Below are 26242 nucleotides of genomic sequence, written 5' to 3'. Positions count from 1 at the left end.
TTATTTATCCTCCAGCAGGTGGGTATCGAAGTCGGTCCGCAGGGCGTCGATGCCTTCCAGGCGATCGGCCAGACCCGGACTGCGCAGGGACAGGCAGGCTATCAGCGCCTCGACCTGGGCCAGCGCCGGGACGAGGGAGTCGAAGGCCGACACCGACTCCACCGGGGCACTGATAATCAGGTCGGCCATTTCCCGCAACGGTGAAGCATAGATGTCGGTGAACAACACCACGCGTGCATAGCGACTTTTCGCCGCATTGGCCACGCGCAGGGCCTGTGACTGGTAGCGGCGATAGTCGAACACCAGCACCACGTCCTGACGCTGCACGTCAAACAATCGGTCGGGCAGTTGCGCGTTGTCTTCCAGGGCGAAACAGCCCGGACGCAGCAAGCGCAGGTGATTGAGTAAATAACTGGCGAGAAAACTGCTGAAGCGCCCGCCGAAGCAATGCACCTGATGGCGGGTGTCGAGCAGCCACTCCACCAGAATCCGCACATCTTCGGGTTGGGTCAGCGCATGGGTGTCCACCAGCGCTCGATGGCTGTGCGCCAGATATTGGCTCCAGGCGTCGCCTTTCTGCAGATGAGCACGAGGTTGCAACAGGGCGCTGGGGGAGCGGAGGCGGTGGTCCATGTCGCTGAGCAGGGCATCCTGGAAATCGGCATAACCGCTGAAACCCAGTTTTTTCACCAGTCGCACGATGGTGGGATCGCTGACACCGGCATGTTCGGCCAAACGTGACATCGGGCCCAGTCCGTTACGCGGGTACTGGTCCAGCAAGGCACGGATGACTTTGCGTTCCGACGGCGTAAGGTCCAGGCCGGGATCGGTGATCAGGTCTCTGAGAGAAGGCATCCGGGCTCCTGCTGGATGGATATGTCGGTTTCATTTCATAAATTGCTAAAACAGTATTTATGTAGCGGACTCAACATGTCTAGTGAATTTTTCGATGGTTTTTTAAAGCCCCAAAACAGGGCGAAAACCCCGTGGGCATTGGGCTACATGGAAGTCGACTGAGCTTGTAGGTCATCGCCCATAGAGGTGTCGGATATCGCTGATTTTTTCAGGTGTATTGAGTTTTCGAACCTGGATGGCCGGATCAAACGAAACGCCCTGGATCGCGCTTCTTGCGGCACAATTGGGCAATTATTTTCGGCGTCACGCCGTTTCAGTTTCCATCAACAGAGTGATCCTTCGTGCAGGCGACCCGTTTGACCCTGATGTGCCACGCTCGAACCGTCGCACAAAAATTGGCGTGTTTTCCTACGAATGAGCCAATAGAAATGGATTGGCAATCGGCAAAGGGATCGCGTCGTGCTCAGTTCAAAGGGACGCCGCGACTGGTGTGTGGACCTGAACTGCGAACCCGGCAAACCGCCGAGTTGTTCGGCAGCGACGTAGAGATTGTCGAGGCATTGAGGGATTGCGATTTCGGGCTCTGGAAAGGCGTACGGATCGACGATCTGCAAAAAACCGCAGCCGAAACGCTGCAGATCTGGCTCGATGACCCGCATGCTGCGCCCCACGGTGGTGAGTCGGTGGCGCAACTCGGTGAGCGGGTGGCCGCTTGGCTGAAAACGCTAGAGGCCACACCGGGGCACATCGTTGCCATCACCCATCCGTTTGTCATTCGCGCCGCGCTGACGCAGGTGCTGCAAGGCGCAGCGTTCAACCTGATCGACGTTGAACCGCTGTCGGCCATCGAGTTGCGGTTCAACGGCCGCTGGCGTTTACGCTTGCTGGGCACTGACCCTGAGGGAACACGTTGATGAAAAAACTTCTGGTCATCGGCATCGGCGCCGGCAACCCCGACTACATCACGATGCAAGCCGTGAAAGCGCTGAACCTCGTCGACGTGTTTTTCCTCATGGACAAGGGCCAGAGCAAAGACAAACTGATCGACCTGCGCCGCGAGATCTGCGAACGCTACATCACCGATCGCGACTACCGTTTCGTTGAAGCCCACAGCCCGGAGCGCGAACGCGGTGATGTGGATTACAAGGCCAGCGTGGAAGACCTGAACCTGGCCAAACAGCAGACGTTCGAACGGTTGATCAGCGAGGAAATGACTGACGACCAGTGCGCCGGTTTTCTGGTGTGGGGCGATCCGGCGTTGTACGACAGCACCATTCGGATATTGCAGGCGATTCTGGCTTCGGGTCGCTGCGTCTTCGAATTTGAAGTGATCCCCGGCATCACCAGTGTCCAGGCGCTGGCGGCGCAGCATAAGGTGCCGCTGAACCGCATTGGCCGCTCGATTGAAATCACCACGGGTCGACGGCTGGCGGCGGGGCAGGTGAGCGATGCCGACAGCCTGGTGGTGATGCTGGATGCAGAAGATTCCTACCATCGGGTGGCAGACCAGGAGACGGAGATTTACTGGGGGGCCTACTTGGGGACGCCGGATGAAATCCTGATCAGCGGCAAGCTCAAGGATGTGGCGGATGAGATCGAGCGGGTGCGCAAGGCGGCCCGGTTGGAGAATGGGTGGATTATGGATACGTATCTGCTGCGTAAGCCTTAAGTGCACTGGTGTCTGGGCTGACGCCTTCGCGAGCAAGCCCGCTCCCACATAGACCGCGGCCGTCCAGACAACTCGGTCAACTGTGGGAGCGAGCTTGCTCGCGATGAGGCCCTCAAACACACCTCAGATTATTGCTTTAACCTCCCGCCCAAACCGCTCCCGATACACCGACGGCGGCACCCCTACCACGCTGCGAAACGCCACCCGAAAACTCTCCACCGAGCGATACCCACAGCGTTGGGCAATCTGGTCAGTGTTCTGGTGGGTGCTCTCAAGCAGCTCCCGGGCCCGGCCCAGGCGTTCATGCTGCAACCACGCCTTGGGCGGCATGCCGGTGGCTTCAGTGAAGCGGCGCAGAAACGTCCGTTCACTCATCGCCGCCTCACTCGCCAGCTCGCGCACCTCCAGCGGTTCATGCAAACGCTCGCGTGCCCACTGCATGACGCGCGACAAATCGCTACGCGGCGTAGGACTGACCGGTGTCGGAATGAACTGCGCCTGACCGCCGGTGCGTTGCGGCGACATCACCAGCCGTCGCGCCACCGAGTTGGCCACTTGCGTACCGAAGTCCCGCGCCACCAAATGCAGGCAGGCATCGATGCCGGCAGCGCTGCCGGCCGAGGTGATCAGCTGACCTGAATCGACATAGAGCACGTCCGGGTCCACCAGAATGTTTGGAAAACGCTCGGCCAACTCAGCGGTGTAGCGCCAGTGCGTGGTGGCGCCGCGACCGTCGAGCAAACCGGTGGCCGCTAGCACGAACACCCCCGAGCAGATCGATAACAACCGCGCACCCCGTGCATGGGCCTGACGCAAGGCTGCGATCAATGCCTCAGGCACCGGGGCGTTGCGATCACGCCAGCCGGGAATGATGATGGTCCGGGCGTCCTCGAGCAGTTCCATGCCGCCATCGGCCAGTACCTGAATGCCACCCATGGCGCGCATCGGGCCTTGATCCACGGCGGCGATCCGGTGCTCGTACCAAGGGAAGTCGAACTCCGGACGTGCCAGGCCGAAGATCTCCACGGCGATGCCGAATTCGAATGTACAGAGGCCGTCGTAGGCCAGAATCGCGACCAATCCAGGGGTGGGCTGCATTTGGCGGAAAGTTCCCGGTGAGTGTCTTGTGCGCCACTGTAGCCGCAAGCGTCGGGCGGATAAAGTCTTCTCACACCCACCGAGACTTTGGAGTACAGCCCATGACCAGCCTGGTCCGCGAGATTCCCGCCGCCCCATCGGCCATCGCCCTGATGCATTTCAGCAACCGTCTGACCTTCGAAACCGATTGTTCCGACGTCCACGGCAGCCAACAGGCCGGCGAGGTGGATTTTGTCCTGGTGGACGTGCGCGGCCCGCTCGCGTTCGAACGTGGCCATGTGCCGGAAGCGATCAATATTCCGGGGCGACTGCTGAGCGCTGAAAGTCTGGCGGCCTACCCGAAAACCAGCGTGTTCGTGGTGTATTGCGCCGGGCCCCACTGCAACGGTGCCAACAAGGCTGCTGTGAAACTGGCGGCGCTGGGTTACCCGGTCAAGGAAATGATCGGCGGGGTGACCGGGTGGCTGGATGAAGGGTTTGAGTTGAGTGTTGCGGTGCAACGGCCTGCCAGCACCGTGATCGGTTGCGAATGTTGATGTATTCGAAAAGATCGCAGCCTCGTTTCACTCGACAGCTCCTACAGTTCTACGCGATCCCCTGTAGGAGCTGTCGAGTGAAACGAGGCTGCGATCTGTTAAACGGATGCCCACCACCCATCCAGCGTCGCCTGCAACCACTCGAACACGGCTGCATAGGCGGCGCTCTCCTGTTGACCCCGGGGCAGCGGTGACTCGTCGGCAAAGTGTTCATTGAGCGTTGCCACCGATTCAGCCGTCCACTCCGGATGAAACTGTAAACCCACCCGCGTCGGCCCGACGCAATACATCTGCTGTTCGCACTGATCACTGCTGGCCAGCAGCTGTGCGTTTGGCGGCAGGTCGATGGCGTCTTCGTGCCATTCCAGCACCTGCAACGTCTGGCCATCGACAAAGGTCACGGGCGTCCAACCGGTTTCGGTCCGATCCATCCGCCGCACCTTCCCGCCCAGACTCAGCGCCAGTAACTGCGCCCCCAGGCAAATCGCAAACACCGCCGCGCTTTGATCCAGACTGCCCGCCAACCACTGGCGTTCAGCTTCCAGCCAGGCCGGCCCGCCGTTGGATTCATAAGGCCCGCCCAACAGGATCACGGGGGCTGCACTGACTGGCGGCAACTGGCCGAGGTCGGCGCGAAACACGTTCAGGGTCAAACCTCGGGATGCCGCCCACGCGGCAATGGCACCGGGACCTTCGGCGGGGTGATGCTGGATCAGGTTCAACGCAGGCATAAGGGCTCTCTTGTAGTTTTTGCTTGTAGGTTTTGTCTGAAAAAAAGGCTTGTCCTACAGTCTTTGCACCGGCTTGGCGCACGCTTCAAGGGACTTGAATCCGCCGGCCACTTTTATATAAGTATTTGTCGCTTAAACACAATTGACCCTCCTTGAGCCGCTCTAGACTGCCGGCCACTTCGGTCTTCACCTACCGAAAGCTGCCAATAAAAGCCTCCGCACACAGGAGTTATAAATGAAGAAGCTAGTGATGTTCGGTGCCCTGGCACTGTCGATGTTGTCCCTGACGGCTGTGGCCGAAGACGCCAAGCCGATCCGCCTCGGTATCGAAGCCGGTTACCCGCCATTCTCGATGAAAACCTCTGACGGCAAACTCACCGGCTTCGACGTGGACATCGGCGACGCGCTGTGCGAGCAGATGAAAGTGAAGTGCACCTGGGTCGAGCAAGAGTTCGACGGCCTGATCCCGGCCCTGAAGGTCAAGAAAATCGACGCGATCCTGTCGTCCATGACCATCACCGACGATCGCAAAAAGAACGTCGACTTCACCATCAAGTACTACCACACCCCGGCACGCTTCGTGATGAAGGAAGGCACCGACATCAAGGACCCGCTGACCGAACTCAAAGGCAAGAAAGTCGGTGTGCTGCGCGCCAGTACTCACGACCGCTTCGCTACTGAAGTGCTGGTGCCGGCCGGGATCAACCTGGTTCGCTACGGCTCGCAGCAGGAAGCCAACCTGGACATGGTCGCCGGTCGTCTCGACGCGATGCTGGCCGACTCGGTCAACCTGGACGACGGTTTCCTGAAAACCGACGCCGGTAAAGGCTTCGCTTTCGTCGGCCCGACCTACGAAGACGCCAAGTACTTCGGCGGCGGCGCCGGTATTGCTGTGCGCAAGGGCGATACCGAGCTGGCGGACAAATTCAACAAAGCCATCACCGAAATTCGCGCCAACGGCAAGTACAAGCAAGTGCAAGACAAGTACTTCGACTTTGACGTTTACGGCCAGTAATCACGCCGTTCAAAAAAGTGGCAACCGTTGACGCGGTTGCCACTTTTTTTATGTGATTTATCCTGCGACATACATCCCATGTAGGAGCTGCCGCAGGCTGCGATCTTTTGATCTTGTCTTAAAAGCAGAATCAAAAGATCGCAGCCTGCGGCAGCTCCTACAGAAGAACGGCGATCAGAGCCAACAGGAGTTTCCATGCAACGCATCGATCATTCACTGCCCTGGAGTCACCTGGGCACCGAGCGCACCCTCAGCGTGTTTCGTTTTGGCGCGGGCACTCGCAAGGTCTACATCCAGGCCAGCCTGCACGCGGATGAACTGCCGGGCATGCGCACGGCGTGGGAACTGAAAAAGCGCCTGGCCGAACTCGAAACCCAGGGCCAGTTGCAGGGCGTGATCGAACTGGTTCCGGTGGCCAATCCCATCGGCCTCGATCAACACCTGCAAGGCAGCCACATGGGCCGCTTCGAGCTGGGTAGCGGCAAGAACTTCAACCGCTCCTTCGTCGAACTCAGCGCACCGGTGGCCGAGTTGATCGGTGATCGCTTGGGCAGTGATGCGGCTGCCAACATTGCGCTGATTCGCCAGACCATGGGCCAGGTACTCGACGATTTGGCGGCACCGGCCTCGCAGCTTGAAGCCATGCACCGCTTGCTGCTGCGCCACGCCTGTGATGCCGATATCACCCTCGATCTGCATTGTGATTTCGACGCGGCGATTCATCTGTATGCCTTGCCGCAACACTGGCCGCAGTGGCAATCCCTGGCGGCGCGTTTGAAGGCTGGGGTGGCGTTGCTCTGTGAAGATTCCGGCGGCAGCTCATTCGATGAGTCGTGTTCAACGCCGTGGTTGCGTCTGGCAAGGGCTTTCCCTGAGGCCGCGATTCCGCCGGCCAATCTTGCGACGACGCTGGAACTGGGCAGCATGGGTGATACGCGAGTCGATCAGGCTCAGGCCAATTGCGAGGCGATTCTCGGGTTCCTCGCCGAGCAGGGTTTCATCAAAGGCACTTGGCCTGCGGCCCCGAGCGAATGCTGTGAAGGCATGCCGTTCGAAGGCACCCAATACTTGTTCGCGCCGCATCACGGGGTCGTCAGTTTTCTGCGCGATTCGGGTGAGTGGGTGGAGAAGGGGGATGCGCTGTTTGAGGTGGTCGATCCGCTGAATGATCGAGTTACCACGGTTCGCGCCGGGACCAGTGGCGTGTTGTTTGCGATTGATCGCGGGCGCTACACCCAGCCCGGTACATGGCAGGCGAAAGTCGCGGGGCGCGAGCCGATTCGGGTCGGGAAACTCATCAACGATTAACCGAGGAATCTTCGTAGCGTCATAGGGCCTCATCGCGAGCAAGCTCGCTCCCACATTTGAAATGCATTCCCCTGTGGGAGCGAGCTTGCTCGCGATGGCGGCATCAGCAACACCCATAATCCCCCGGCAAGCTTCACAGTGTTAGGCTCTGCCCCGAATCCTGCGCTCTGTGAAGGAAGGTTTATGTTGAAGTTTTTCGCTCTGCTGACACTCCTGGCGTCCGCCGCCGTCCACGCTCAAACCCCGCTGCAAACCGATCTGCCGCTCAAGTACCTGGAGCAGGCCAACCCCGAATCGCGCAATCAGCCCCTGGTGATTTTCATCCACGGTTTTGGCAGTAACGAGGAGGACCTGTTCGACATCAAGGATGAATTGCCCGCGTCATACAACTACCTGTCGGTACGCGCACCGATAGTGATGGAGGAGGGTAGTTACAAGTGGTTTCGCGAGAAGGGCAACGCGGCCTACGACGGTGAGACCGATGATCTGAAGACCAGCGGTCAGGTGCTGCAGGATTTCGTCGCACAAGCGGCGAAGAAATATCACACCGAACCGAAAAAGGTGTTCCTGGTGGGTTTCAGCCAGGGCGCGATCATGTCCTACGAGGTGGCCCTGCGTCATCCCGAGGCGGTGGGCGGGATCGCGGCGTTGAGCGGGCGGATTTTGCCGGTGCTCCAGTCCGAACTGAAACCGGATGAAAAGCGCCAGAAGCTGGCGATTTTCATCGGTCATGGCACTGCGGACAAACGCCTTCCGTACATTGACGGCACGGACGCCGACAGCCTGTTGCAAAGCCTGTCACTCAAGCCTGAATTTCATGCCTACCCTGGCGTCGGTCACAGCATCACTGCCACCGAGATGCAGGACTTGAGCGCCTGGTTGCAGCGCCTCAATCCCTGATGCTCACTTGCCGGTGACGATCTGCTTGACCAGCGTCTCGTGGCCAGCATTGTCACTGAGGCGGGAAATTACCTGAACGATCGCCATGCGCGTGTTGGACGCGGCCATCACTGTGGTGTCGAGGGTTTTGCCGCCGCCCTGGGTGGCGGTGCTGTCAATCTGCCGCAGCCCCAGGCCGGTGCCTTTCTGAGTCAGGCTTTTTTCGCTGAGCTTGGTGAAGTCCGGCAGCGCCGTGGCTTGTTCGGTGGCGAAGTCGGACGCCGCGGAGTCGAGGAACTGACCGTCGTTGTCTTTGACGTTGAGGCCGCCGGGGATAGTGTTTTCAGCGGCGATCACTACGGTTTTAGTCGCCTGATTGGTATACATGGTGCCCGTTGCCCCGGCGGTACCGGCGGCCGCGTCGCCGGCAGGCAGCGGGTTGGCGATGAAACCTTTGGGCAGGGTGAACGTGAACTTGCCGCCGAGCATCGAGACTTTCTGTGCGGGCGCGGTATCGCCGGCAGTGGCCTTGGCGGCCTGCGCATTCAGCGCTCCCAGACTGGCAACCGCCGTCAGCAACAGGACAACGGTTTTTTTACTCAACAATGACATTCAAAAACTCCAGGGGATGGTCGGTCTCGCGGTGGGGGGCGATCATCCCATGGAGGTTGCGGCGCATTCCAGCGCAGTCTAACGGACGGTCACGTTCCTTTGGCCAGCTTAGCGGGGATGGAAAGATGGGTTCACTGTTTGCTTAAGGTGCGGCCACACCGCAACACTCCCAAAAAAAATGTCGGACGCGACCTCGATTCTTGGAAAATTTTTGCACAGACCATAGCAACCAGCCCTGATTGGGAGTCAGGGGTATTCCTGCCTGGCATGCAAAACGGTCACGATCTTGATTCGATCCGTCACCCGGTAGACCACCAAGTAATTGGGGTGCACAACAATTTCCCGCGTACCGGGTACACGACCAAATCGATAAAGGTAGGGATGTTGCAGAAGGGCTGAGGTAGCAGCCTCGATGGCTTGGTACAGCTCGCTCGCCGCTACAAGGTGGCGGTCGCCAATATAATCAATGATTTGCCACAGTTCAGCCCGCGCTTCGGCGCCGTCACTCAACCAGCATTGCGCTTATTGCGCTTGGTTTCGATAAGGGATCGCATATCAGCTATTACCTGATCGTGCGGGACATTCGGGCGTGGATCATCGAGCGACGCCTGCACTTTGGCACGGAACCAACGGTCGTAGCTGGCGGCCTGCTCTTCGGTTTCAAACTCTGAAACGATGGGGGAAAGTTCGGCGCTCATAGTGACCTCCGGGATCAATACCTAGCAATCTCATCGGTATGTGGCTCGCTGTCGTGGGTGTCAAGATGAAGTGCACCCTGCCAAGCACCACGTGGCCCCATATCTCTACCTGATGGGAGCAACCACACTAAACCTCTCGCTTCCGACAACCAACCCCAAAAAAACGTCAGACGTTTCCTCAATTTTCTGAACGCTTTCATGCGTTTAACGTACGCGTTTAAAGACACCCGCTGTTACGTCCTAACGGCTACAACGCCTTGCGTCGTTACCTACGCGTGCGCCAGAATCCGCCGGCTTGTGCGCCTTGGTACTGGGCCTTATCGTTTCCCCGTCGCTGAAAAACAGCGATCGGGTTTGGTAGCCCGGATGTAAGGAGTGCACAGCATCACCATTCGCGGCGTTTTTTTCGTCTCGGCATTATGGTGGTCATGCGCAGGGCACCTTCGGGTGCGCCGGTTTCCTTATGTCCCGGTCTACCAACCTGCGTATGGCCACCACCCTTCGTTTGGTAGCGAGGTTGGTTGGCTCTTTATTCACGGCATAAGGAGTTCTAACTATGTTCAAGGTAACGCCCAACCCCCCGAATACCGTTCCGTTACCCTACGACGCCTTTCTTGATCTTGACCCCAAGAAAATGAAAGAGGCGGCCGACCGCGCACTCAGCTTCTACCTCAACCCCGGGGCGTCGAAAACGCAGATACCGCCCCGCAAGCCCAGCACCATTTTCACCATCGACGCAGCGGTGGATGACGAAACGTTGCTTGTCGAGGCCTGCGAATCGTTGGCAGCAGCCAGCGCCATAGTCAACGATCTCACCGACTTAACGGACGGCCCACGACGGCAAACGATGCTGGTGCTGCAACGGGTGATCATGTTGGGGGAGTTAGCGGTCAATCGCGTACTGGATAACCACAAGCCTGGGTAGTAGCCAGGCGGGTAGCGAGGGCGCTTGCGCCCTCGCTGTTTAGCAGCATTCACGCGGCTCGTGGTCACGCTGGAAGGTCCTCTCAGACCCCACGTCGCACCGGATAGCTCTTGATCACATCCAGAAACTCAATGCGACGTTCGCTGACCAGCAACTGCGGGAGCAGTTGTTCATACGCCTGTCGATACGGCTTGCTCAGGTGACGCGTGATGAAGTCGTCCTTGCTGCAGTTCCAGGTTTCGTAAAGCACCAAGGTGTTCGGGTCGTCCTGAAGTTGGTGGACCCAGGTGTTGACGAAGTCCGGCTCGGCCGACATCTGGTGCACCACGTCCAGCAGCCGTTCTTTCATTTCGGCGAAACGTTCCGGTTTGGCCGGCAGGTAAACAATAAACGCGACTTGATCACTCATTTCATCACCTTCGCACGCTGGGATTGGGTTACTGCGTCTGGTTCTGCGGGAACAGGTTGCGACGGGTTTCTTCGTCGAATTCAGCCTTCAGCACCAGTTTCTCTTTAAGGCCGTGGGCACGTTGGGCGGCCGGACGGGCGCTGATTTCATCGAACAGTCGCTTGACGTTCGGGTACGCCGCCAGACCGTTCTCGCCGAGGATGTACGGCGCGTAATTGGCCCAACCCCAGAGCGCCATGTCGGCGATGCTGTAGGTGTCGCCGGCCAGGTACTGATGGTCGGCCAGGCGCTGATCGAGCACGCGGTAGTGGCGTTCGACTTCCTTGAGGTAGCGGTTTTTCGCATACGCCAGGTCTTCCGGTGCGTGGTGCAGGAAATGCACCGCCTGGCCGGAAAATGGCGACAGGCCGGTGGCGATGAACATCAGCCATGACAGTAACTCGGCTTGCCCGGCCACTGAGGTCGGGAGGAAGCGCTGATGTTTTTGCGCCAGGTGCAGCAGGATCGCCTGGGAGTCGAAGACAGTCGCGTCGCCATCGACCAGGGCCGGCACCTTGGCGTTCGGGTTGATCGCCAAAAATGCCGGCAGGTGTTGCTCGCCCTTGAAGGTGTCGACGCCGATCAATTCGTAGGGCGTTTGCAGCTCTTCGAGCAGCAGGGCGACTTTCATCGGGTTGGGCGAAGGGTGGAAAAAGAACTTCATGGTGTAGGCCTCAGTCAGTGATTGGTTTCAACTGAGGCTGATGTTGAAGTAAACCCGTTCGATTGACGTGCGAGCTTTTTGCTTTACTCGTTCGAAACTATCGAACGTGTTATTGGCACTTTAGCGGTTGATCGCGACGTGGCGATGACTGCACCGGCGATAATCAGCAGCGCGGGGACGATCAGAATCGGGCTGGCATGGCTGCGCCCCACGGTGATCAGCAACAACGTGGAAATCAGCGGCGCCAAGTAGGAAAGCGCTCCCAGCGTCGCCAGACTGCCGTGTTTGGTGGCGTGGTCCCAGGCAAAAAACGCCAGCCCTACCGGTCCAAGCCCGAGGACGACAATCGCAGTCCATTGGCTGAAGTCAGGCTGTACCGTGGTTTCGAAGGCCAGGTGACAGACCAGTCCGGCCACGGCGACCAGACCGCAGATGCCACCAATGATGCTGCTTGGTACTTCGCTGAACCGGCGGTTGATCACCGAATAAACCGACCAGATCAGCGCACAACCGAACGCCGCGAGATAACCGGCGATGGGCATCGCGGCATCAGCATTCGGAGCGCGCTGCTGCATGATGAAAGCCGTGCCGGCCAGGCCCAGCAGTGCGCCAAGCAATTGCCGCTTGTGCAGCTTTTCTCCGGCCGAGAACGCCGACAGCAACACCAGTAACAGCGGCCAAAGGTAGTTGATCAGGCTGGCTTCGGCCGCCGGGGCGGCTTTGAGCGCGAAAAAATACAGCGCGTGATAAACGAAAATTCCGACGAACCCGGTCGCCCAAACGGCCCAGGGCTGGCGCCAACTGGTGAACCCGGCGATCCCGCGTCGGCCCAGAATCACCAGGCTCGCCGCGAACGCCGCGCCGAAACCCAGCGTCAGCAGTTCAAACGGTGGAATGCCTTCGGTGAGGGTGGTCAGCAAAGCCAGGGAGGACCAGAGCACTATCGCAATCACGCCGACGGCCGTCGCGCTGTGGCTGTTTCGAAGCGGAGTCATGTCTGTTCCTTCAGCGCGATGAGCGGGCGACCATCCTGGCCCGATGACATCAAGCAGCTTAGCGTTTGATTGCCGTACGTCCAGCGTCCGCCGTTGGGCTCACCGGCTTGGCCAACAAGCGCTTGGTCACCCCGAGCATACCCACTGACACCGCGACGCCCAGGGCGAACGCGCTCAAACCCATGCCTGGCAAGGCCAACGCCAACACCAGGCAAAACGCGGCGAACGAATACATCCCGGTCGCCGTCGCCCGCAACAACGCAGCGGTAAACGCCGGCCCGCGGGTTTGCTGGGAGAACACCGCCATCACGCTGCCCAGCACCGGGAACACGGCGAGCAGTCCGCTCCAGCGTTCGCCAACGGTGCTGGCCAGCAACGTGACAGCGAGGGTGAGCAGGGCGCCGGCAAACATGCGCAACAGCAATTTGTCGGACTTCGGCGCCGGGCTTGAAACGATCGGCTGTACCGAGGGAAACAGGTACGGCGCCGCCAGCAGGGCGGTTGCGGCGGCGATCACCGAGAACACCAGGGATGGCGGAATCAACGACAGCACAACCGCTGCCGTGGCCCAGACCAACAGCGAAATCACCAGCGCCCACGGCCAACCCGCGCGCTGTGCAACCTGAGCGTAGGTCACGCAAAAGGCAATCATCGCGAACATTGCGGACAGTGCTGCCGTCGCCGATTGAGCGGCGAACACCTGGCCTTGCTCGATGGCGAGAAAGAACAGAATCGGCCCGACCACCACCGGCAACCCCGACAGCCAACCGGCGACACTCGGTCCCCAGCGTTTACCGGCCAGGGAAATCAACAAGAGAAACCCTGGGATGACCAGCAGTTTGAGTAGCAGCACGCACGCACCTCCGACCTGAGTGAGGCGGCAACGTTAGCATTGTGGGTGACTGATTGCTCTATAGATGTCGTGATTTTGTATACAAATATCAGGGCTTCAATGCTGATGTAGGAGCTGCCGCAGGCTGCGATCTTTTGATTTTCAGCAATTTCAGCTTCGCCGAAGATCAAGATCAAAAGATCGCAGCCTGCGGCAGCTCCTACAGGGTTTTGCATGTACAGCCGAATGAGTGAACGTCTAAGCTGCCCCCTTCCACTTGTTTCTGGATGTTTACGTGAAATTCAGTTTGCCCAAAACCGCCACGGCGCCGTTCTGTCCGCCGGAAGTGGCCGGCAGTGTTGCCGTCGATCCCCGCGCCTCGTTCTTCAACCGGATGCTGCGCTTTGCCGGTCCTGGCTTGCTGGTTTCCATCGGCTACATGGACCCCGGCAACTGGGCGACCGCCATCGAGGCCGGCTCGCGGTTTGGTTACAGCTTGTTGTTCGTCGTGCTGTTGGCGAGCCTGGCGGGGATGGTGGTGCAGTGTTTGTGTTCGCGCCTGGGCATTGCCACCGGGCGTGATCTGGCGCAGTTGTCCCGGGAGCGCTACAGCACGCGGACCGCACGGACCCAGTGGGTGTTGGCGGAAATCTCGATCATCGCCACCGATCTGGCCGAAGTGCTCGGCTGCGCCCTGGCGTTCCATTTGCTGCTGGGCTGTTCGCTGACCTTCGGCATCGCGCTCACGGCGTTCGACACCTTGCTGGTGCTGGCCCTGCAAAACCGTGGTTTCCGCCGACTCGAAGCAATCATGCTGGTGCTGGTGGGCACTATCGGCGTGTGTTTCTTCGTTGAATTGCTGTTGATCAAACCCTACTGGCCGGACGTCGCCCGAGGGTTCACCCCGTCACTGTCCGCCATCGGCGATGCCGCGCCACTGTACCTGGCCATCGGTATTCTCGGGGCCACGGTGATGCCGCATAACTTGTACCTGCACACCTCCATCGTGCAGACCCGGATGATTGGCAAGGACCTGGCCAGCAAGCAGGACGCGGTGAAACTGGCGCGCATCGACACGATTGGCTCCCTGGCCCTGGCGTTGCTGGTCAACGCGGCGATCCTGATCCTCGCCGCGGCGGCGTTCCACAAGACCGGGCATACCGACGTGGTCGACATCCAGGACGCTTATCACCTGCTCGACCCGTTGGTGGGCGGGGCGCTGGCCAGTGTGTTGTTTGGCGTCGCGTTGCTGGCTTCGGGTCAGAGCTCGACCTTCACCGGGACCATCGCCGGGCAAGTGATCATGGAGGGCTTCCTGAACCTGCGGATTCCCTGCTGGCAACGACGATTGCTCACGCGCGGGCTGGCGCTGATCCCGGCGTTTATTGGCGTCTGGATGATGGGCGACGACGCGATCGGTAAGCTGCTGGTGTTGAGTCAGGTGGTGTTGAGCCTGCAATTGCCGTTTGCGTTGTATCCGCTGATTCGCATGACCAACGATCACACGCTCATGGGGCCGTTGGTGAATCGGTGGCCGACGCGGGTGCTGGCGTGGGGGTTGTTTGTGGTGATCAGTGGGGCGAATAGCTGGTTGATTCTGCAGTTCTTGGTGTGAATCTTTAAAAGATCGCAGCCTGCGGCAGCTCCTACATGGGAATGCGTACTCCTGTAGGAGCTGCCGCAGGCTGCGATCTTTTGATCTTCAACCCCGTTCAAACGCCTCAACGACAAAATCAATAAACACCCGAGTCTTGGCCGGCATCAACGTCCGGCTCGGGTAATACAGCGAAATCGGCCCCGCGTCCGCGTGCCAGTCGGGCAGCAGGCGTACCAGTTCGCCACGCTGGATATGCGCCAGCACATCCGGCAACACCAGCAGCGTCACGCCCAGGCCGAGTATCGCCGCTTCGCGCATGGCGGCCGGGTCATTGAGCACGATGTTTTCGTTCAAATTGGCCGGTGCTTCGTTGCCCGCGCCATCGTGCATCAGCCATTGGCGAATCCGCCCGGTGCGGGTGCCGCGCATCACAATGCCGGTGTGTCCGGACAGGTCTGCCGGACTGTCGGGCAGGTTGCGTCCTGCGAGGTAGGCGGGAGAGGCCACCGCCACCACATGCGCCGCCGCCAACGTCCGCGACACCACCCCGGGCGTCAACTTGAAGCCGCCACCAATGGCCGCGTCATACCCCTCGGCAATCAAATCCACGGGGCGGTTTTCGAAGTGCCATTCCGGCCGAATCAGCGGGTAGCGCGCCAGGAACGCCGGCAGCAGCGGCAAGACATGACCGATGCCAAACGTCGGCGCCAGACTGACTTTGAGCACGCCCGCCGGCTCGCCTTGGTCGCTGCTGACCGCGCTGATTGCTGTCTGTAACGCTTCCAAATTGCCGCCGATGCTCGTCAGAAAGCGTTCCCCGGCTTCGGTCAGGGACAGTTTGCGGGTCGAGCGCTGGAACAACCGCACGCCGATGTTGCGTTCGAGCATCGCCACGTTGCGGCTGACAGCGGCAGGGGTCAGCGCGAGCACCCGTGCGGCGGCGGAAAAACTGCCGGTCTCGGCACTGCGGACGAAGGATTCGAGGTTGGCGAGGGTTTCCATGGCAGGCACCTGCTAGTCATGCTTGAAAATCATTCAAAACATTACCCGCTAATCAAGTGCTAATGACAAGTGCAGTATTCACTCCAACGACAACCTTCGGAGTGAAAAACCATGAGCACCATCGGAATCATCGGCGCCGGCGCAATCGGCGCAGCTTTTGCCAGAGCACTGTCGCGTCAAGGCATTGAAGTGGTTATCGCCAACAGCCGTGGCCCGCAAAGCCTGGCCTCGATGGTGGAAGAACTCGGGCCAACGGCGCGTGCCGGAGCCCGCGAGGAGGCCGCCGCACAAGCTATCGTGCTGGTCGCGGTCAACTGGTCGAAGTTGCCGACCGCGCTTGCCGGCCTGCCGGATTTTGGCGGACGGATTGTCATCGACGCCAACAACTCAATCGAGGCGCCGTCGTTCAAAGCGGTGGATTTGCAGGGGCGAATGTCCAGCGAAGTGTTTGCCGAGTGGGTGCCCGGTGCGCGGGTGGTGAAGGCGTTCAATCACCTTCAGGCGCGTTTTCTGGAGAGCGATCCGACAGCAGAGGGCGGGCGGCGGGTGCTGTTTCTCTCGGGTGATGATGCCGATGCAAAAGCTCAAGTGGCGGCGCTGATCGAACAGCTGGGCTTCTTCGGGATTGATCTTGGGGAATTGAGCGTCGGGGCGCGGCTGGTGCAGTTTCCAGGCGGTCCGCTGCCGGTGCTGAACCTGGTGAAATTTGCCTGACAACACAACCTGTAGCAGCTGGCGAAGCCTGCGTTCGGCTGCGAAGCAGTCGTCAAACCTGAGTGCGCGGTCTTCCTGAGACACCGCATTGTCTGAATTAACGACTGCTTCGCAGCCGAACGCAGGCTTCGCCAGCTGCTACAAAGTATGCGGCGCAGCGTAGATTTATGACTGACTGTAGAACCCGGTGCGACGTGAGTCGCACCGGGTGTTTTGCCAGACGGCGAACGGATCTTCGTGGGTCCCCGCGCCGTCTGTTGAACGCTTTACGCCCGTTCGATCGCCAGTGCCACGCCCTGACCACCACCGATGCACAGGGTGGCGAGGCCTTTCTTGGCGTCACGCTTGATCATTTCATGCAGCAAAGTCACCAGCACTCGGCAACCCGATGCGCCGATCGGATGGCCCAAGGCGATAGCGCCGCCGTTGACGTTGACCTTGTTCAGGTCCCATTCCAGGTCCTTGGCGACCGCCAGAGATTGCGCCGCGAAGGCTTCGTTGGCTTCGATCAGGTCCAGTTGGTCGATGGACCAGCCTGCCTTGCTCAGGCAACGACGAGTCGCCGATACCGGGCCGATGCCCATGATCGCCGGATCGACGCCCGCATTGGCGTAAGCGGCGATTTTCGCCAGCACGGGCAGGCCGAGCGCCTTGGCTTTTGCCGCGCTCATCAGGATTACGGCGGCGGCACCGTCGTTCAGGGACGAGGCGTTACCGGCGGTCACCGAACCGTCCTTTTTGAAGGCTGGTTTCAGTTTGCCCAGCGCTTCAGCCGTGGTGCCGGCCCGTGGCTGTTCGTCAACCTGGAAGGCGACCGGATCGCCCTTGCGCTGAGGAATCAGGATCGGCGTGATCTCGTCGGCAAAACGCCCGGCTTCGATGGCGGCCGTGGCTTTCTGCTGCGAGGCTGCGGCGAAGGCGTCCTGTTGCTCACGAGTCAGACTGTACTTGTCAGCCAGGTTCTCGGCGGTGATGCCCATGTGGTAATCGTTGAACGCATCCCACAGGCCGTCGCTGATCATGGTGTCGACGATTTGCGCGTGACCCATACGCAGACCGGTGCGAGCGCCCGGCATGACGTAATTGGACAGGCTCATGTTTTCCTGGCCGCCGGCAATGATCACGTCGGCATCGCCGCAGCGAATCGCCTGAGTGGCCAGATGCAGCGCTTTGAGGCCCGAACCGCAGACCTTGTTCAGGGTCATCGCCGGAACGGTAAACGGCAGGCCGGCCTTGATCGCGGACTGGCGCGCAGGGTTTTGCCCGGCGCCGGCGGTCAACACCTGGCCCATGATCACTTCATCGACTTCAGCAACGTCCAGGCCGGTTTGCGCCAGCAACTGACGGATCACCGCAGCGCCGAGGTCAACGGCGGAAACATTCGCCAGGGCACCCTGGAAACTGCCGATGGCGGTACGGGTGGCGGCGACAATGACGACTTCTTGCATGGAATGATTCCTCACTGAGCAGCGAACTGCATTTCCGGAACGTGATCCGGCACGATCAGTTTACCGGCGGTCTTGGCGACAATCTCCTCGACGCTGACGCCCGGTGCGCGTTCTTTGAGAATGAACGCGCCGTTTTCGATTTCCAGGTAAGCCAGGTCGGTCAGCACACGCTTGATGCACCCGGCGCCGGTCAGCGGCAGGCTGCATTTGGACAAGAGCTTGGACTCACCGTCCTTGGAGGCGTGGGTCATGATGACGATGATGTTGTCTGCGCCGGCCACCAGATCCATCGCGCCGCCCATGCCCTTGACCAGTTTGCCGGGGATCATCCACGAGGCGATGTTGCCTTCCACGTCCACTTCAAACGCACCGAGTACGGTCAGGTCGACATGACCACCGCGGATCATCGCGAAGGACTCGGCCGAGGAAAAGATCGACGCGCCGATACGCGCGGTCACCGTTTGTTTGCCGGCGTTGATCATGTCGGCATCGATGGTTTCTTCAGTAGGAAAAGGACCCATGCCGAGCAGGCCGTTTTCCGACTGCAGCATGACTTCCATGCCTTCAGGAATGTAGTTGGCGACCAGGGTCGGAATGCCGATGCCCAGGTTCACGTAGAAGCCGTCCTGCATTTCGCGGGCGACGCGTTGAGCCATTTGTTCGCGGGAAAGTGCCATTGTTGTTATTCCTTCATTCGGTCCGGGGGCAGGGGATCACTTACGCACGGTGCGCTGTTCGATGCGCTTCTCGAACGTGCCGCAAATGACCCGGTCGACGTAGATGCCAGGGGTGTGGATCTGCGCCGGGTCCAGCTCGCCGGGTTCGACGATTTCTTCGACTTCGACCACGGTGATCTTGCCGGCAGTGGCGGCCAGCGGGTTGAAGTTCTGGGCGGTGTGGCGATAGATGACGTTGCCGAAATGGTCGGCTTTCCAGCCTTTGACGATGGCGAAGTCACCGGTGATGGACTCTTCCATCAGGTACTTGCGGCCATGGAATTCGCGGACTTCCTTACCGTCGGCAACTGGGGTGCCGACGCCGGTCGCGGTGAAGAACGCGGGGATGCCGGCACCGCCTGCACGCATTTTTTCGGCGAGGGTGCCTTGAGGGGTCAGGACCACTTCGATTTCGCCTTTGAGCAGTTGCTCTTCGAACAGCTTGTTTTCGCCGACGTAGGAGGCGACGACTTTGCTGATCTGGCGGTCGGTCAGCAGCACGCCAAGACCGAAACCGTCGACACCGCAGTTGTTGGAAACCACAGTGAGGTCGCGAGTGCCTTTGCGCTTGATCTCGGCGATAAGGTTTTCCGGGATCCCGCACAGACCGAAGCCGCCGGCGATCACGGTCATGCCGTCTTCAAGACCTGCCAGAGCTTCCTCGTAGGAACTCACGCGCTTGTCGAAACCTGCCATATGCACCTCTTTTATTCTTTGTGGGCGGCTGGCTAGCCGTATGGGATAGGAGTGTCTCGCTGAAGGATTCATTTGTTAAGTTGATTTTTAAGGTTGATTGATAGATAAAACTCACCAATCAATCCTGTGGGAGCGAGCTTGCTCGCGATGGCGATTTCAAGGAAGCCATCGTGGGCAAGCCGTGCTCCTAAGTACTGGAGCAACTCGCACATGACAGTCAAGCAGATCCGCGCATTCCTGGCCGTAGCCCAGAGTTTGAGTTTCGCCGTGGCCTGCGAGCGGTTGCACCTGTCGCAATCGGCTTTGAGCCTGACCATCAAGGCGCTGGAGGAGGGGCTGGGCGGGCGCCTGTTCACCCGCAACACGCGCAATGTCGCGCTGACCGCGGAAGGAGAATCGCTGGTGCCACTGGCGCGTCGCCTGATCGCCGACTGGGATAACGCCGAGGATGAGCTGCGCCAACGCTTCACCCTCCAGCGCGGTCGCGTGACGTTGGCGGCGATGCCGTCGTTTGCCGGCAACCTGCTGCCGCCGATCCTGAAAACCTTCCGCGCGCGCTATCCCAAGGTCAACGTCACGGTGAATGACGTGATCAACGAGCAGGTGCTGGAGATGGTGCGTGATCGGCAGGTTGAGCTGGGGGTGGCGTTTGAACCGACTCAGAGTTCATCGCTGGCATTCACGCCGTTGTATATGGACCGGTTTGTGGCCGTTGTGCCGAAGGATTCTCCTTTTGCCGAACGGGAAGACATCGATTGGCAGACCTTGCTCAAGGAACCGTTCATCACTTTGCAGCGTCCGTCGACGGTACGGGTGATGCTCGAAGAACACTTGCAGGCGCGAGGGATGAAATTGCCGGTGGAGTTTGAAAGCCATCAGCTGGCGACGGTTGGGCGGATGGTGGCCAGTGGATTGGGGGTGAGCGCGGTGCCGGCGCTGTGTGTCGGGCAGATGCTGGAACTCGGGGCGCGGTGCATTACCTTGCGCGATCCGGTGGTGGAGCGGGCGATTGGGGTGTTGACCAAACCTGGGGTTGAACTGTCGGCGGCGGCTCAGGCGTTGTTCGATATTCTCAAAGAAGAAAACCTGAGCCAGCGCCTTTCTGCGCGATGAAACACAGATCCAATGTGGGAGCGAGCTTGCTCGCGATGGCGTCGTGTCAGGCGACATTAATGTTGAATGTGCCGACCTCATCGCGAGCAAGCTCGCTCCCACAGGGGTTCGGTTTCTTCAGTTTCTAAGTGCTCAGGTGCTCAGCCAGCAACGGCAAAAGCTGCTCGCACGACGCTTCTATTTTCAGATCAAGAAGGTCATCCGCCCGAGTCTTCCCCAAATTAATCGCAATCAATGGCTTCCCCTGATCCGCCACCGCCCGGCATAACCGAAACGCCGAATACGCCATCAACGAAGACCCGACCACCAACAACCCCGCAGCCTTTTCGACCGCCGCCATTGCTTTGGCCGCCGTCACCTGCGCCACATTCTCGCCAAAAAACACCACATCCGGCTTCATCCGCTCACCCGCGCAATGCGGGCAATGCGGCACCTGAAACCGCGCCTCAAACGCCGCATCCAGCAGCGTGTCGCCATCCGGGGCTTGCACTGCATCCACCCCTGCCAGATACGGATTCTGCGCTTCCATCAATTGCTGGATCGAATCCCGTTCGCTGCGTTTTCCGCAGTCCAGGCACAGCACCCGGTGCAGGCTGCCGTGAAGTTCGATGACGTCATGGCTGCCGGCCTGGTCGTGCAGGGTGTCGACGTTTTGAGTGATCAGCCCGCTGATCTGCTGCGAACTTTGCAAACTGGCCAAGGCTTCGTGGGCCACGTTCGGCTGGGCCTGGCGCACTCGCGGCCAACCGAGCATCGCCCGCGCCCAATAGCGTCGCCGGGATTCGGGGGCAGAGAGGAATTCCTGATACATCATCGGCTGCCGGCCACGCCGCACGCCCTGGTTGTCGCGGTAGTCCGGAATGCCCGACGGAGTGCTGATGCCCGCGCCGGTCAGGACCACAAACGGCTGGTCGGTCATTAACTGCTGAAGGTGGTCGAGTTGTTCGCGGATGAGGCTGTCGAGCATGTTCAACACTCCGGAGGGCCGGTAGGAGCTGCCGAAGGCTGCGATCTTTTGATCTTCAGCGATTTCAACATCGCCAAATCAAGATCAAAAGATCGCAGCCTTCGGCAGCTCCTACAGTAGACCGTCAGCCATCAACCGTCAGCAGTGTTTACTTACGCGCCTCCAGAATCAGGTTGAACGGCGTTTCCGTAGCCCGCCGGAACGTCTTGAACCCCGCCTCGGTGAAGACCTTGCGCAAACGCGCCTCGCCAGCCTGGGCACCGAGCCCGAGGCCGACTTCCTGGGACAGCGAGTTCGGGGTGCAGATGAAGGTCGAGGCGGCGTAGAACAAGCGGCCAACCGGGGTGACGTTGTCGTCGAGCGAGTCATTGGCGAACGGTTCTACCAGCAGCACCGTGCCGTCCGGTTTCAGCGCGCCATAAGCGTGCCGCGCCGCGCCCACCGGATCGCCCATGTCGTGCAGGCAGTCGAAGTAGCAGACCAGGTCATAGTCGTTGCCGGGGAAGCTTTTTGCCGTGCCCTGGAAGAACCGCGCACGCCCGGACACGCCACCGGCTTCAGCGCGCTGGGTGGCGACGGTGACGGAGGGCGCGTGGTAGTCGAAACCGACAAACCGCGAATCCGGAAACGACTGGGCCATGATCACGGTGGATGCGCCGTGGCCGCAGCCGATATCCGCCACCTTGGCGCCAGCCTCCAGTTTGGCGACCACGCCTTCGAGTGCTGGCAGCCATTCGGCGACCAAGTGCGCTTTGTAACCTGGCCGGAAGAACCGCTCCGTGCCGCTGAACATGCACGGATGGTGATCGCCCCAGGCGAGGGCACCATCGCCGCGCATGGCGTTGACCAGTTTGTCCTTGTCATGGAAAAACGATGCGACTACCCCGACGCCACCCGCGATATAGACCGGTGAGTCTTCGATCGCCAATGCCAGGGCCTGCTCTTGGGGCAGGCGGAACTGGCCGTCGCGGTGTTCCATGTAGCCGGAAGCGGCGTGGGCGCTGAGCCATTCGCGCAGCAGGCGGGTGTTGCAGCCGGTTTTGTCAGCGAGGGCTTCCGGGGTGACTGGCTGACTGTCGGCCATGGCCCGGTACAGTCCGAGCTCTTCGCCGAGGATGACGTTGGCAAGCATCGCCGCGCCGCCCATGTCGTTCACCAGTTTGCCCATGAAATCATTGAGTCTGGCCTCGTCCATCACGTGTGCTCCTTCAGCAGGATCACAGTCCAGAAGCCTTGTTTTTCGAGGCGTTCACCTCTGGGCGGTGGTCGTGGGAATGAACAGGACGATAACCGCGCCCTGCGTGCACTAAGTTTAGTCCGGGGGCTGTGCAGCGCTTCTTTGAGCGACGAAAGCCCTTGGGGGCCACATTTCCCCTGACTGCCACCACCCCTGTGGGAGCGAGCTTGCTCGCGATAGCGGTTTATCAGTCGACAAGGATGTTGCCTGGCCCACCGCCATCGCGAGCAAGCTCGCTCCCACAGGGATTTGTGGTGTGTATTGCACTGTATCTAACTGGCTTCCCGATACAGTTCCCCCGAACACCGTGGCACTGCCGAACACAGGCGAGATACAAACCTGCGATGAACTGCGTAGGCCATTTGGCACCCTATACACCGTGAAGGGGACAACAATGACCACGCTCCTGCCTGAAACCGACCTGAAACCCACACCCGTCAATCGCCTGCGCGTCGACCACTACACCAGCGGCATCATCGGCCCAAGCCAGCCGATGCTCGGGCCACTGGCCGACGGCGGCACCCTGATCACCGGCACACCGCCGGGCTGTTGGGGGCCGATGATCACGCCGGCCTTCGAGGGTGGCCACGAAGTGACGCAACCGGTGGCCATCGCCGGTGCGGAAATCGGCGACGCGGTGGCGATCAAGATCAAAAGCATGCGCGTCACTTCGCTGGCCACTTCGTCCGGGGTGATGAAATTCGTTGAAGGTCGCTACAACGGCGATCCGTTCGTTTCCAAATTCTGCGCCAAGTGCGGCACCGAACACCCGGCCAGCCATGTCGAAGGCATCGGCGAGGACGCGATTCGCTGTAACACCTGTGGCGCCGAGGTCAGCGCGTTTCGCTTCAGCCATGGCTACGTAATTGTGTTCGATGCGCAGAATCAGGTCAGTCTGACCGTCAATCAGGACGTCGCCAATCAACTGGCCGGTAACGCAGCCGAGATGTCGGCGCTGCCGGAATTCGCCGCGCAACATTCGATCCTGTCCCTGGCGCGCGCCGACATCCCCGGTGTGGCGGCGCACATGCGGCCGTTCCTCGGCAACATCGGCACCACGCCGTCCCGAGATTTGCCCGACTCCCATAACTGCGCCGATTTCGGCCAATACCTGATCGGCGCGCCGCACCGTTTCGGCATGACCCGCGAAGAACTTCACGCGGCCAAGACCGACGGTCACATGGACACCAACTCGATCCGCGAGGGCTGCGTGTTGATCTGCCCGGTCAAGGTGCCAGGCGCCGGCGTGTATATGGGCGACATGCACGCCCAGCAGGGCAACGGCGAGATCGCCGGGCATGCCACCGATTGCTCCGGGGAAACTGAAGTAGTGGTGGAGGTGGTGAAGAACCTGACGTTGGAAGGGCCGATCCTGCTGCAAAACCTCGACGACTTGCCGCCCATGGCTCGGCCGATGAATGCCGAACAGCGGCAGAAAGTCCGCGAGCTGGGCGAGCGCTGGGGTCAGCACGACATCGAGCAGAGCGGGCCGATCACCTTTATCGGCAGCGGCGAGAACCTCAACGTCGCAGTAGAGAACGGCTTGAAACGCGCCGCCTCGGTCACCGGTCTGCCATACGACGAAGTGCTCAACCGCGCGACCATCACCGGTTCGATCGACATTAGCCGCTTGCCGGGCACCGTGCGCGTGACGTTCCTGTGCCCGATGACCGTGCTGGATCGCATCGGCATTGGCCATCTGGTGCGCGAGAAGTACGACCTGGCGTAACGCGCAACGGCGGGTCTGTACCACAGTGTGTACAGACCCGCCGGCGATACAACCGCTGCGATTTTCTGCCAGAGCGGAACACAGACCCGATACACCCTTTCGGTTAACTGTGATTCCGTCCTGACAATCATTGAGATCGAGATCATGCAGACCCCCATCACATCAGCGAAGGCGACCGTCGGGCTCGGCTTGCGTCGCGGTTTAATGAAGGACCTTCAGGCAGCCCGTGTGGGCGATTTCGATTTTCTGGAAGTTGCGCCGGAGAACTGGATCGGTATCGGCGGCGCTCATGGTCATGCGCTGCGTGCCTTGGCCGAGCGTTTTCCGTTGTCCTGTCACGGCTTGTCCCTGTCATTGGGAGGCCCGGCACCGCTGGACGTCGGGTTTCTGCAGGAAGTCCGGATTTTCCTCGATCAATACAAGGTGCCGCTGTACAGCGAACACTTGAGCTACTGCAGCGATGACGGTCACCTTTACGACCTGCTGCCGCTGCCCTTTACCGAAGAAGCGGTGCATCACGTTGCCGCGCGAATTCGTCAGGCCCAGGACATTCTTGGTCGGCGCCTGGCGGTGGAAAACGTCTCCTACTACGCCGCGCCACAGCAAGACATGGACGAGGTGACCTTCACCAACGCGGTGCTGCGCGAAGCCGATTGCGACCTGCTGCTGGACGTCAACAACGTCTACGTCAACTCGATCAATCACGGTTTCGATCCGCAGACCTTTTTGGCCGGCATCGATTCGGGCCGGGTGGTGGCCATGCACGTGGCCGGGCATTTCGATGAGTCCGACACCTTGAAAATCGACACCCATGGCGCCTCGGTGAAACCGGTGGTCTGGTCGTTGCTGGCTGAGGCTTACGCTCGATTCGGCGCGCAGCCGACGCTGCTGGAACGGGATTTCAACTTTCCGGCATTTTCCGAACTGGTGGCCGAGTTGCAGACCATTCGCCGCCTGCAAACCGAGGGGGTGAACCGTGGATAAGCCGAGCCTGTTTCAGCAACAAAACACCCTGGGTCTTTACCTGCGCGATCCCGATCATTGCGCGCCACCGACCGGGATGGACGTGACACGGGCGCAGGTTTACCGCGACCTGATTTTCGCAAACCTGTCGTCATTGCTCGGCGGGACTTTTCCGGCGCTGATCAAGATTCTCGGTGATGAACACTGGCGTTCACTGGTTCGGATTTTCCTGCGCGACTACCGCGCGCACACGCCGAAATTCGGCGAGATCGCCAAGGAGTTTGTCGAGTTCCTGGCCTCGGAGCCGCAAGCGTTGGCCGAAGGGTCGTGGCCGCCGTTCATGGTGGAACTGGCGCATTACGAATGGATCGAGATGGCGTTGCAGCAGTCCGAGGCGGAACCGTTGCCGCTGAGCGATGCCGGGTTGTTGCTGGACCGACCGTTGCAGGTTTCGCCGCTGGCCTGGCCGTTGGCGTATGCCTGGCCGGTGCAGTTGGTGGGGCCGGATCATCAACCGCAGACAGCGCCGGCTCAGCCGACATTGTTGCTGGTGCGTCGGGCTGAGGACTGGAGTGTGAAGTTTTCTGCACTGAGCCCGCTGGCGTGGCGGTTGTTGCAGCGGATTGAGGAATTTCCTCAACTGGACGGGCGTGAGCAGCTGGAAGGATTGGCGGTGGAGGCGGGGATGGCTGGGTCGCCGGAGTTTATGGAAAGTGGGGCGGTGTTGTTGCGGCAGATGCATGAAGAAGGGGTGGTGGGCTTGGCATGATCGTTCCCACGCTCTGCGTGGGAATG

The 26242-nt window shown here is 60.2% G+C and carries 30 protein-coding genes; 13 read left to right on the top strand and 17 right to left on the bottom strand.

What is annotated here, in order from left to right:
• The gene (locus tag ACA079_RS20515; protein WP_497700715.1) at positions 1-855 is read right to left on the bottom strand and encodes a MurR/RpiR family transcriptional regulator; all 855 of its coding nucleotides are present in this window, start codon (positions 853-855) and stop codon (positions 1-3) included.
• A gap of 341 nt (positions 856-1196) precedes the next feature.
• On the opposite strand from ACA079_RS20515, the gene ACA079_RS20510 reads away from it, so the two are divergent.
• A complete protein-coding gene (locus tag ACA079_RS20510) occupies positions 1197-1769 on the top strand; it encodes a histidine phosphatase family protein (RefSeq protein ID WP_497700714.1) in 573 nt (190 codons plus the stop codon).
• Positions 1769-2524 carry a precorrin-6A synthase (deacetylating) gene (cobF, locus tag ACA079_RS20505; RefSeq protein WP_429533705.1) on the top strand — a complete coding sequence of 252 codons (756 nt, stop codon included), beginning with the start codon at positions 1769-1771 and terminating at the stop codon, positions 2522-2524. Before ACA079_RS20510 ends, cobF begins: the two co-directional genes overlap by 1 nt.
• A 123-nt stretch (positions 2525-2647) precedes the next feature.
• Here the strand turns inward: cobF and ftrA are convergent, their stop codons facing one another.
• Positions 2648-3622, bottom strand: a complete 975-nt coding sequence (ftrA, locus tag ACA079_RS20500; RefSeq protein ID WP_497700713.1) for a transcriptional regulator FtrA — start codon at positions 3620-3622, stop codon at positions 2648-2650.
• A 101-nt stretch (positions 3623-3723) separates the two neighbouring features.
• Here ftrA and ACA079_RS20495 point away from each other — a divergent pair, with 101 nt between their 5' ends.
• The gene (locus ACA079_RS20495) at positions 3724-4158 is read left to right on the top strand and encodes a rhodanese-like domain-containing protein (protein WP_497700712.1); all 435 of its coding nucleotides are present in this window, start codon (positions 3724-3726) and stop codon (positions 4156-4158) included.
• A gap of 98 nt (positions 4159-4256) precedes the next feature.
• On the opposite strand, the gene ACA079_RS20490 is transcribed toward ACA079_RS20495, so the two are convergent.
• Positions 4257-4889 carry a type 1 glutamine amidotransferase gene (locus tag ACA079_RS20490; protein WP_497700711.1) on the bottom strand — a complete coding sequence of 211 codons (633 nt, stop codon included), beginning with the start codon at positions 4887-4889 and terminating at the stop codon, positions 4257-4259.
• 235 nt (positions 4890-5124) lie between these two features.
• Here ACA079_RS20490 and ACA079_RS20485 point away from each other — a divergent pair, with 235 nt between their 5' ends.
• The gene (locus ACA079_RS20485; protein ID WP_497700710.1) at positions 5125-5904 is read left to right on the top strand and encodes an ABC transporter substrate-binding protein; all 780 of its coding nucleotides are present in this window, start codon (positions 5125-5127) and stop codon (positions 5902-5904) included.
• Here the strand turns inward: ACA079_RS20485 and ACA079_RS20480 are convergent.
• The gene (locus ACA079_RS20480; protein WP_497700709.1) at positions 5892-6101 is read right to left on the bottom strand and encodes a hypothetical protein; all 210 of its coding nucleotides are present in this window, start codon (positions 6099-6101) and stop codon (positions 5892-5894) included. The genes ACA079_RS20485 and ACA079_RS20480 overlap by 13 nt on opposite strands.
• On the opposite strand from ACA079_RS20480, the gene ACA079_RS20475 reads away from it, so the two are divergent.
• Positions 6100-7212 (top strand): succinylglutamate desuccinylase/aspartoacylase family protein, encoded by a 1113-nt coding sequence (locus tag ACA079_RS20475; protein WP_497700708.1) that lies wholly within the window; start codon positions 6100-6102, stop codon positions 7210-7212. The two genes, ACA079_RS20480 and ACA079_RS20475, sit on opposite strands and share 2 nt — an antisense overlap.
• A 183-nt stretch (positions 7213-7395) precedes the next feature.
• Positions 7396-8112 (top strand): alpha/beta hydrolase, encoded by a 717-nt coding sequence (locus tag ACA079_RS20470; RefSeq protein ID WP_497700707.1) that lies wholly within the window; start codon positions 7396-7398, stop codon positions 8110-8112.
• 3 nt (positions 8113-8115) lie between these two features.
• On the opposite strand, the gene ACA079_RS20465 is transcribed toward ACA079_RS20470, so the two are convergent.
• The 3 genes from ACA079_RS20465 to relB form a co-directional block, all read right to left on the bottom strand.
• Complete coding sequence (locus tag ACA079_RS20465) at positions 8116-8703, bottom strand: DcrB/PsbP domain-containing protein (RefSeq protein WP_497700706.1); 588 nt, start codon at positions 8701-8703, stop codon at positions 8116-8118.
• 246 nt (positions 8704-8949) lie between these two features.
• The gene (locus ACA079_RS20460; RefSeq protein ID WP_497700705.1) at positions 8950-9213 is read right to left on the bottom strand and encodes a type II toxin-antitoxin system RelE/ParE family toxin; all 264 of its coding nucleotides are present in this window, start codon (positions 9211-9213) and stop codon (positions 8950-8952) included.
• Positions 9210-9401, bottom strand: coding sequence for a type II toxin-antitoxin system RelB family antitoxin (gene relB, locus ACA079_RS20455; RefSeq protein WP_497700704.1), 192 nt, complete (start codon positions 9399-9401; stop codon positions 9210-9212). Before relB ends, ACA079_RS20460 begins: the two co-directional genes overlap by 4 nt.
• A gap of 556 nt (positions 9402-9957) precedes the next feature.
• On the opposite strand from relB, the gene ACA079_RS20450 reads away from it, so the two are divergent.
• The gene (locus tag ACA079_RS20450) at positions 9958-10326 is read left to right on the top strand and encodes a DUF6124 family protein (RefSeq protein ID WP_497700703.1); all 369 of its coding nucleotides are present in this window, start codon (positions 9958-9960) and stop codon (positions 10324-10326) included.
• Between the two features lie 82 nt (positions 10327-10408).
• On the opposite strand, the gene ACA079_RS20445 is transcribed toward ACA079_RS20450, so the two are convergent.
• The 4 genes from ACA079_RS20445 to ACA079_RS20430 form a co-directional block, all read right to left on the bottom strand.
• On the bottom strand, positions 10409-10735 hold the full coding sequence (locus ACA079_RS20445; protein WP_095131236.1) for a putative quinol monooxygenase: 327 nt from the start codon (positions 10733-10735) through the stop codon (positions 10409-10411).
• 28 nt (positions 10736-10763) lie between these two features.
• Complete coding sequence (locus ACA079_RS20440) at positions 10764-11438, bottom strand: glutathione S-transferase family protein (protein WP_497700702.1); 675 nt, start codon at positions 11436-11438, stop codon at positions 10764-10766.
• An 83-nt stretch (positions 11439-11521) separates the two neighbouring features.
• Positions 11522-12433, bottom strand: coding sequence for an aromatic amino acid exporter YddG (gene yddG / locus ACA079_RS20435; RefSeq protein ID WP_497700701.1), 912 nt, complete (start codon positions 12431-12433; stop codon positions 11522-11524).
• Between the two features lie 58 nt (positions 12434-12491).
• Positions 12492-13286 (bottom strand): hypothetical protein, encoded by a 795-nt coding sequence (locus ACA079_RS20430; protein WP_497700700.1) that lies wholly within the window; start codon positions 13284-13286, stop codon positions 12492-12494.
• A 274-nt stretch (positions 13287-13560) separates the two neighbouring features.
• On the opposite strand from ACA079_RS20430, the gene ACA079_RS20425 reads away from it, so the two are divergent.
• Positions 13561-14880, top strand: a complete 1320-nt coding sequence (locus ACA079_RS20425; RefSeq protein WP_497700699.1) for an Nramp family divalent metal transporter — start codon at positions 13561-13563, stop codon at positions 14878-14880.
• Positions 14881-14967: 87 nt separating this feature from the next.
• On the opposite strand, the gene ACA079_RS20420 is transcribed toward ACA079_RS20425, so the two are convergent.
• Positions 14968-15864: a LysR family transcriptional regulator gene (locus ACA079_RS20420; protein WP_497700698.1), complete on the bottom strand. Its 897-nt coding sequence runs from the start codon at positions 15862-15864 to the stop codon at positions 14968-14970.
• Between the two features lie 111 nt (positions 15865-15975).
• Between ACA079_RS20420 and ACA079_RS20415 the strand changes: the two genes are divergently transcribed.
• A complete protein-coding gene (locus tag ACA079_RS20415; protein WP_497700697.1) occupies positions 15976-16578 on the top strand; it encodes an NADPH-dependent F420 reductase in 603 nt (200 codons plus the stop codon).
• Between the two features lie 266 nt (positions 16579-16844).
• Here ACA079_RS20415 and ACA079_RS20410 read toward each other — a convergent pair whose 3' ends face one another.
• From ACA079_RS20410 to ACA079_RS20400, 3 genes are read right to left on the bottom strand one after another with little or no spacing between them, the layout of a single operon-like run.
• Positions 16845-18026: an acetyl-CoA C-acetyltransferase gene (locus tag ACA079_RS20410; protein WP_497700696.1), complete on the bottom strand. Its 1182-nt coding sequence runs from the start codon at positions 18024-18026 to the stop codon at positions 16845-16847.
• An 11-nt stretch (positions 18027-18037) separates the two neighbouring features.
• Entirely contained in the window at positions 18038-18703 is a 666-nt protein-coding gene (locus ACA079_RS20405) for a CoA transferase subunit B (RefSeq protein WP_054051104.1), read from the bottom strand.
• A gap of 36 nt (positions 18704-18739) precedes the next feature.
• Complete coding sequence (locus tag ACA079_RS20400; RefSeq protein WP_129443355.1) at positions 18740-19438, bottom strand: CoA transferase subunit A; 699 nt, start codon at positions 19436-19438, stop codon at positions 18740-18742.
• 210 nt (positions 19439-19648) lie between these two features.
• On the opposite strand from ACA079_RS20400, the gene ACA079_RS20395 reads away from it, so the two are divergent.
• The gene (locus ACA079_RS20395) at positions 19649-20551 is read left to right on the top strand and encodes a LysR family transcriptional regulator (RefSeq protein ID WP_415764500.1); all 903 of its coding nucleotides are present in this window, start codon (positions 19649-19651) and stop codon (positions 20549-20551) included.
• A 124-nt stretch (positions 20552-20675) separates the two neighbouring features.
• Here the strand turns inward: ACA079_RS20395 and ACA079_RS20390 are convergent, their stop codons facing one another.
• Together ACA079_RS20390 and ACA079_RS20385 are read right to left on the bottom strand one after the other, a co-directional pair.
• On the bottom strand, positions 20676-21518 hold the full coding sequence (locus tag ACA079_RS20390; protein WP_497700695.1) for an NAD-dependent protein deacetylase: 843 nt from the start codon (positions 21516-21518) through the stop codon (positions 20676-20678).
• 148 nt (positions 21519-21666) lie between these two features.
• On the bottom strand, positions 21667-22713 hold the full coding sequence (locus ACA079_RS20385; RefSeq protein WP_497700694.1) for a class I SAM-dependent methyltransferase: 1047 nt from the start codon (positions 22711-22713) through the stop codon (positions 21667-21669).
• 436 nt (positions 22714-23149) lie between these two features.
• Here ACA079_RS20385 and ACA079_RS20380 point away from each other — a divergent pair, with 436 nt between their 5' ends.
• The 3 genes from ACA079_RS20380 to ACA079_RS20370 all read left to right on the top strand — a co-directional run bounded on the left by ACA079_RS20380 (position 23150) and on the right by ACA079_RS20370 (position 26216).
• Positions 23150-24484, top strand: a complete 1335-nt coding sequence (locus ACA079_RS20380) for an acetamidase/formamidase family protein (protein ID WP_497700693.1) — start codon at positions 23150-23152, stop codon at positions 24482-24484.
• 144 nt (positions 24485-24628) lie between these two features.
• A complete protein-coding gene (locus tag ACA079_RS20375; RefSeq protein ID WP_497700692.1) occupies positions 24629-25468 on the top strand; it encodes an HvfB family MNIO-type RiPP peptide maturase in 840 nt (279 codons plus the stop codon).
• Positions 25461-26216: an HvfC family RiPP maturation protein gene (locus ACA079_RS20370; RefSeq protein ID WP_497700691.1), complete on the top strand. Its 756-nt coding sequence runs from the start codon at positions 25461-25463 to the stop codon at positions 26214-26216. Before ACA079_RS20375 ends, ACA079_RS20370 begins: the two co-directional genes overlap by 8 nt.
• Positions 26217-26242: the final 26 nt, after the last annotated feature.

The sequence above is a fragment of the Pseudomonas sp. LBUM1645 genome (assembly GCF_059716185.1).
Note: the sequence above shows the minus strand (reverse complement) of the source record. Positions and strands in the feature narration are given on the sequence as shown.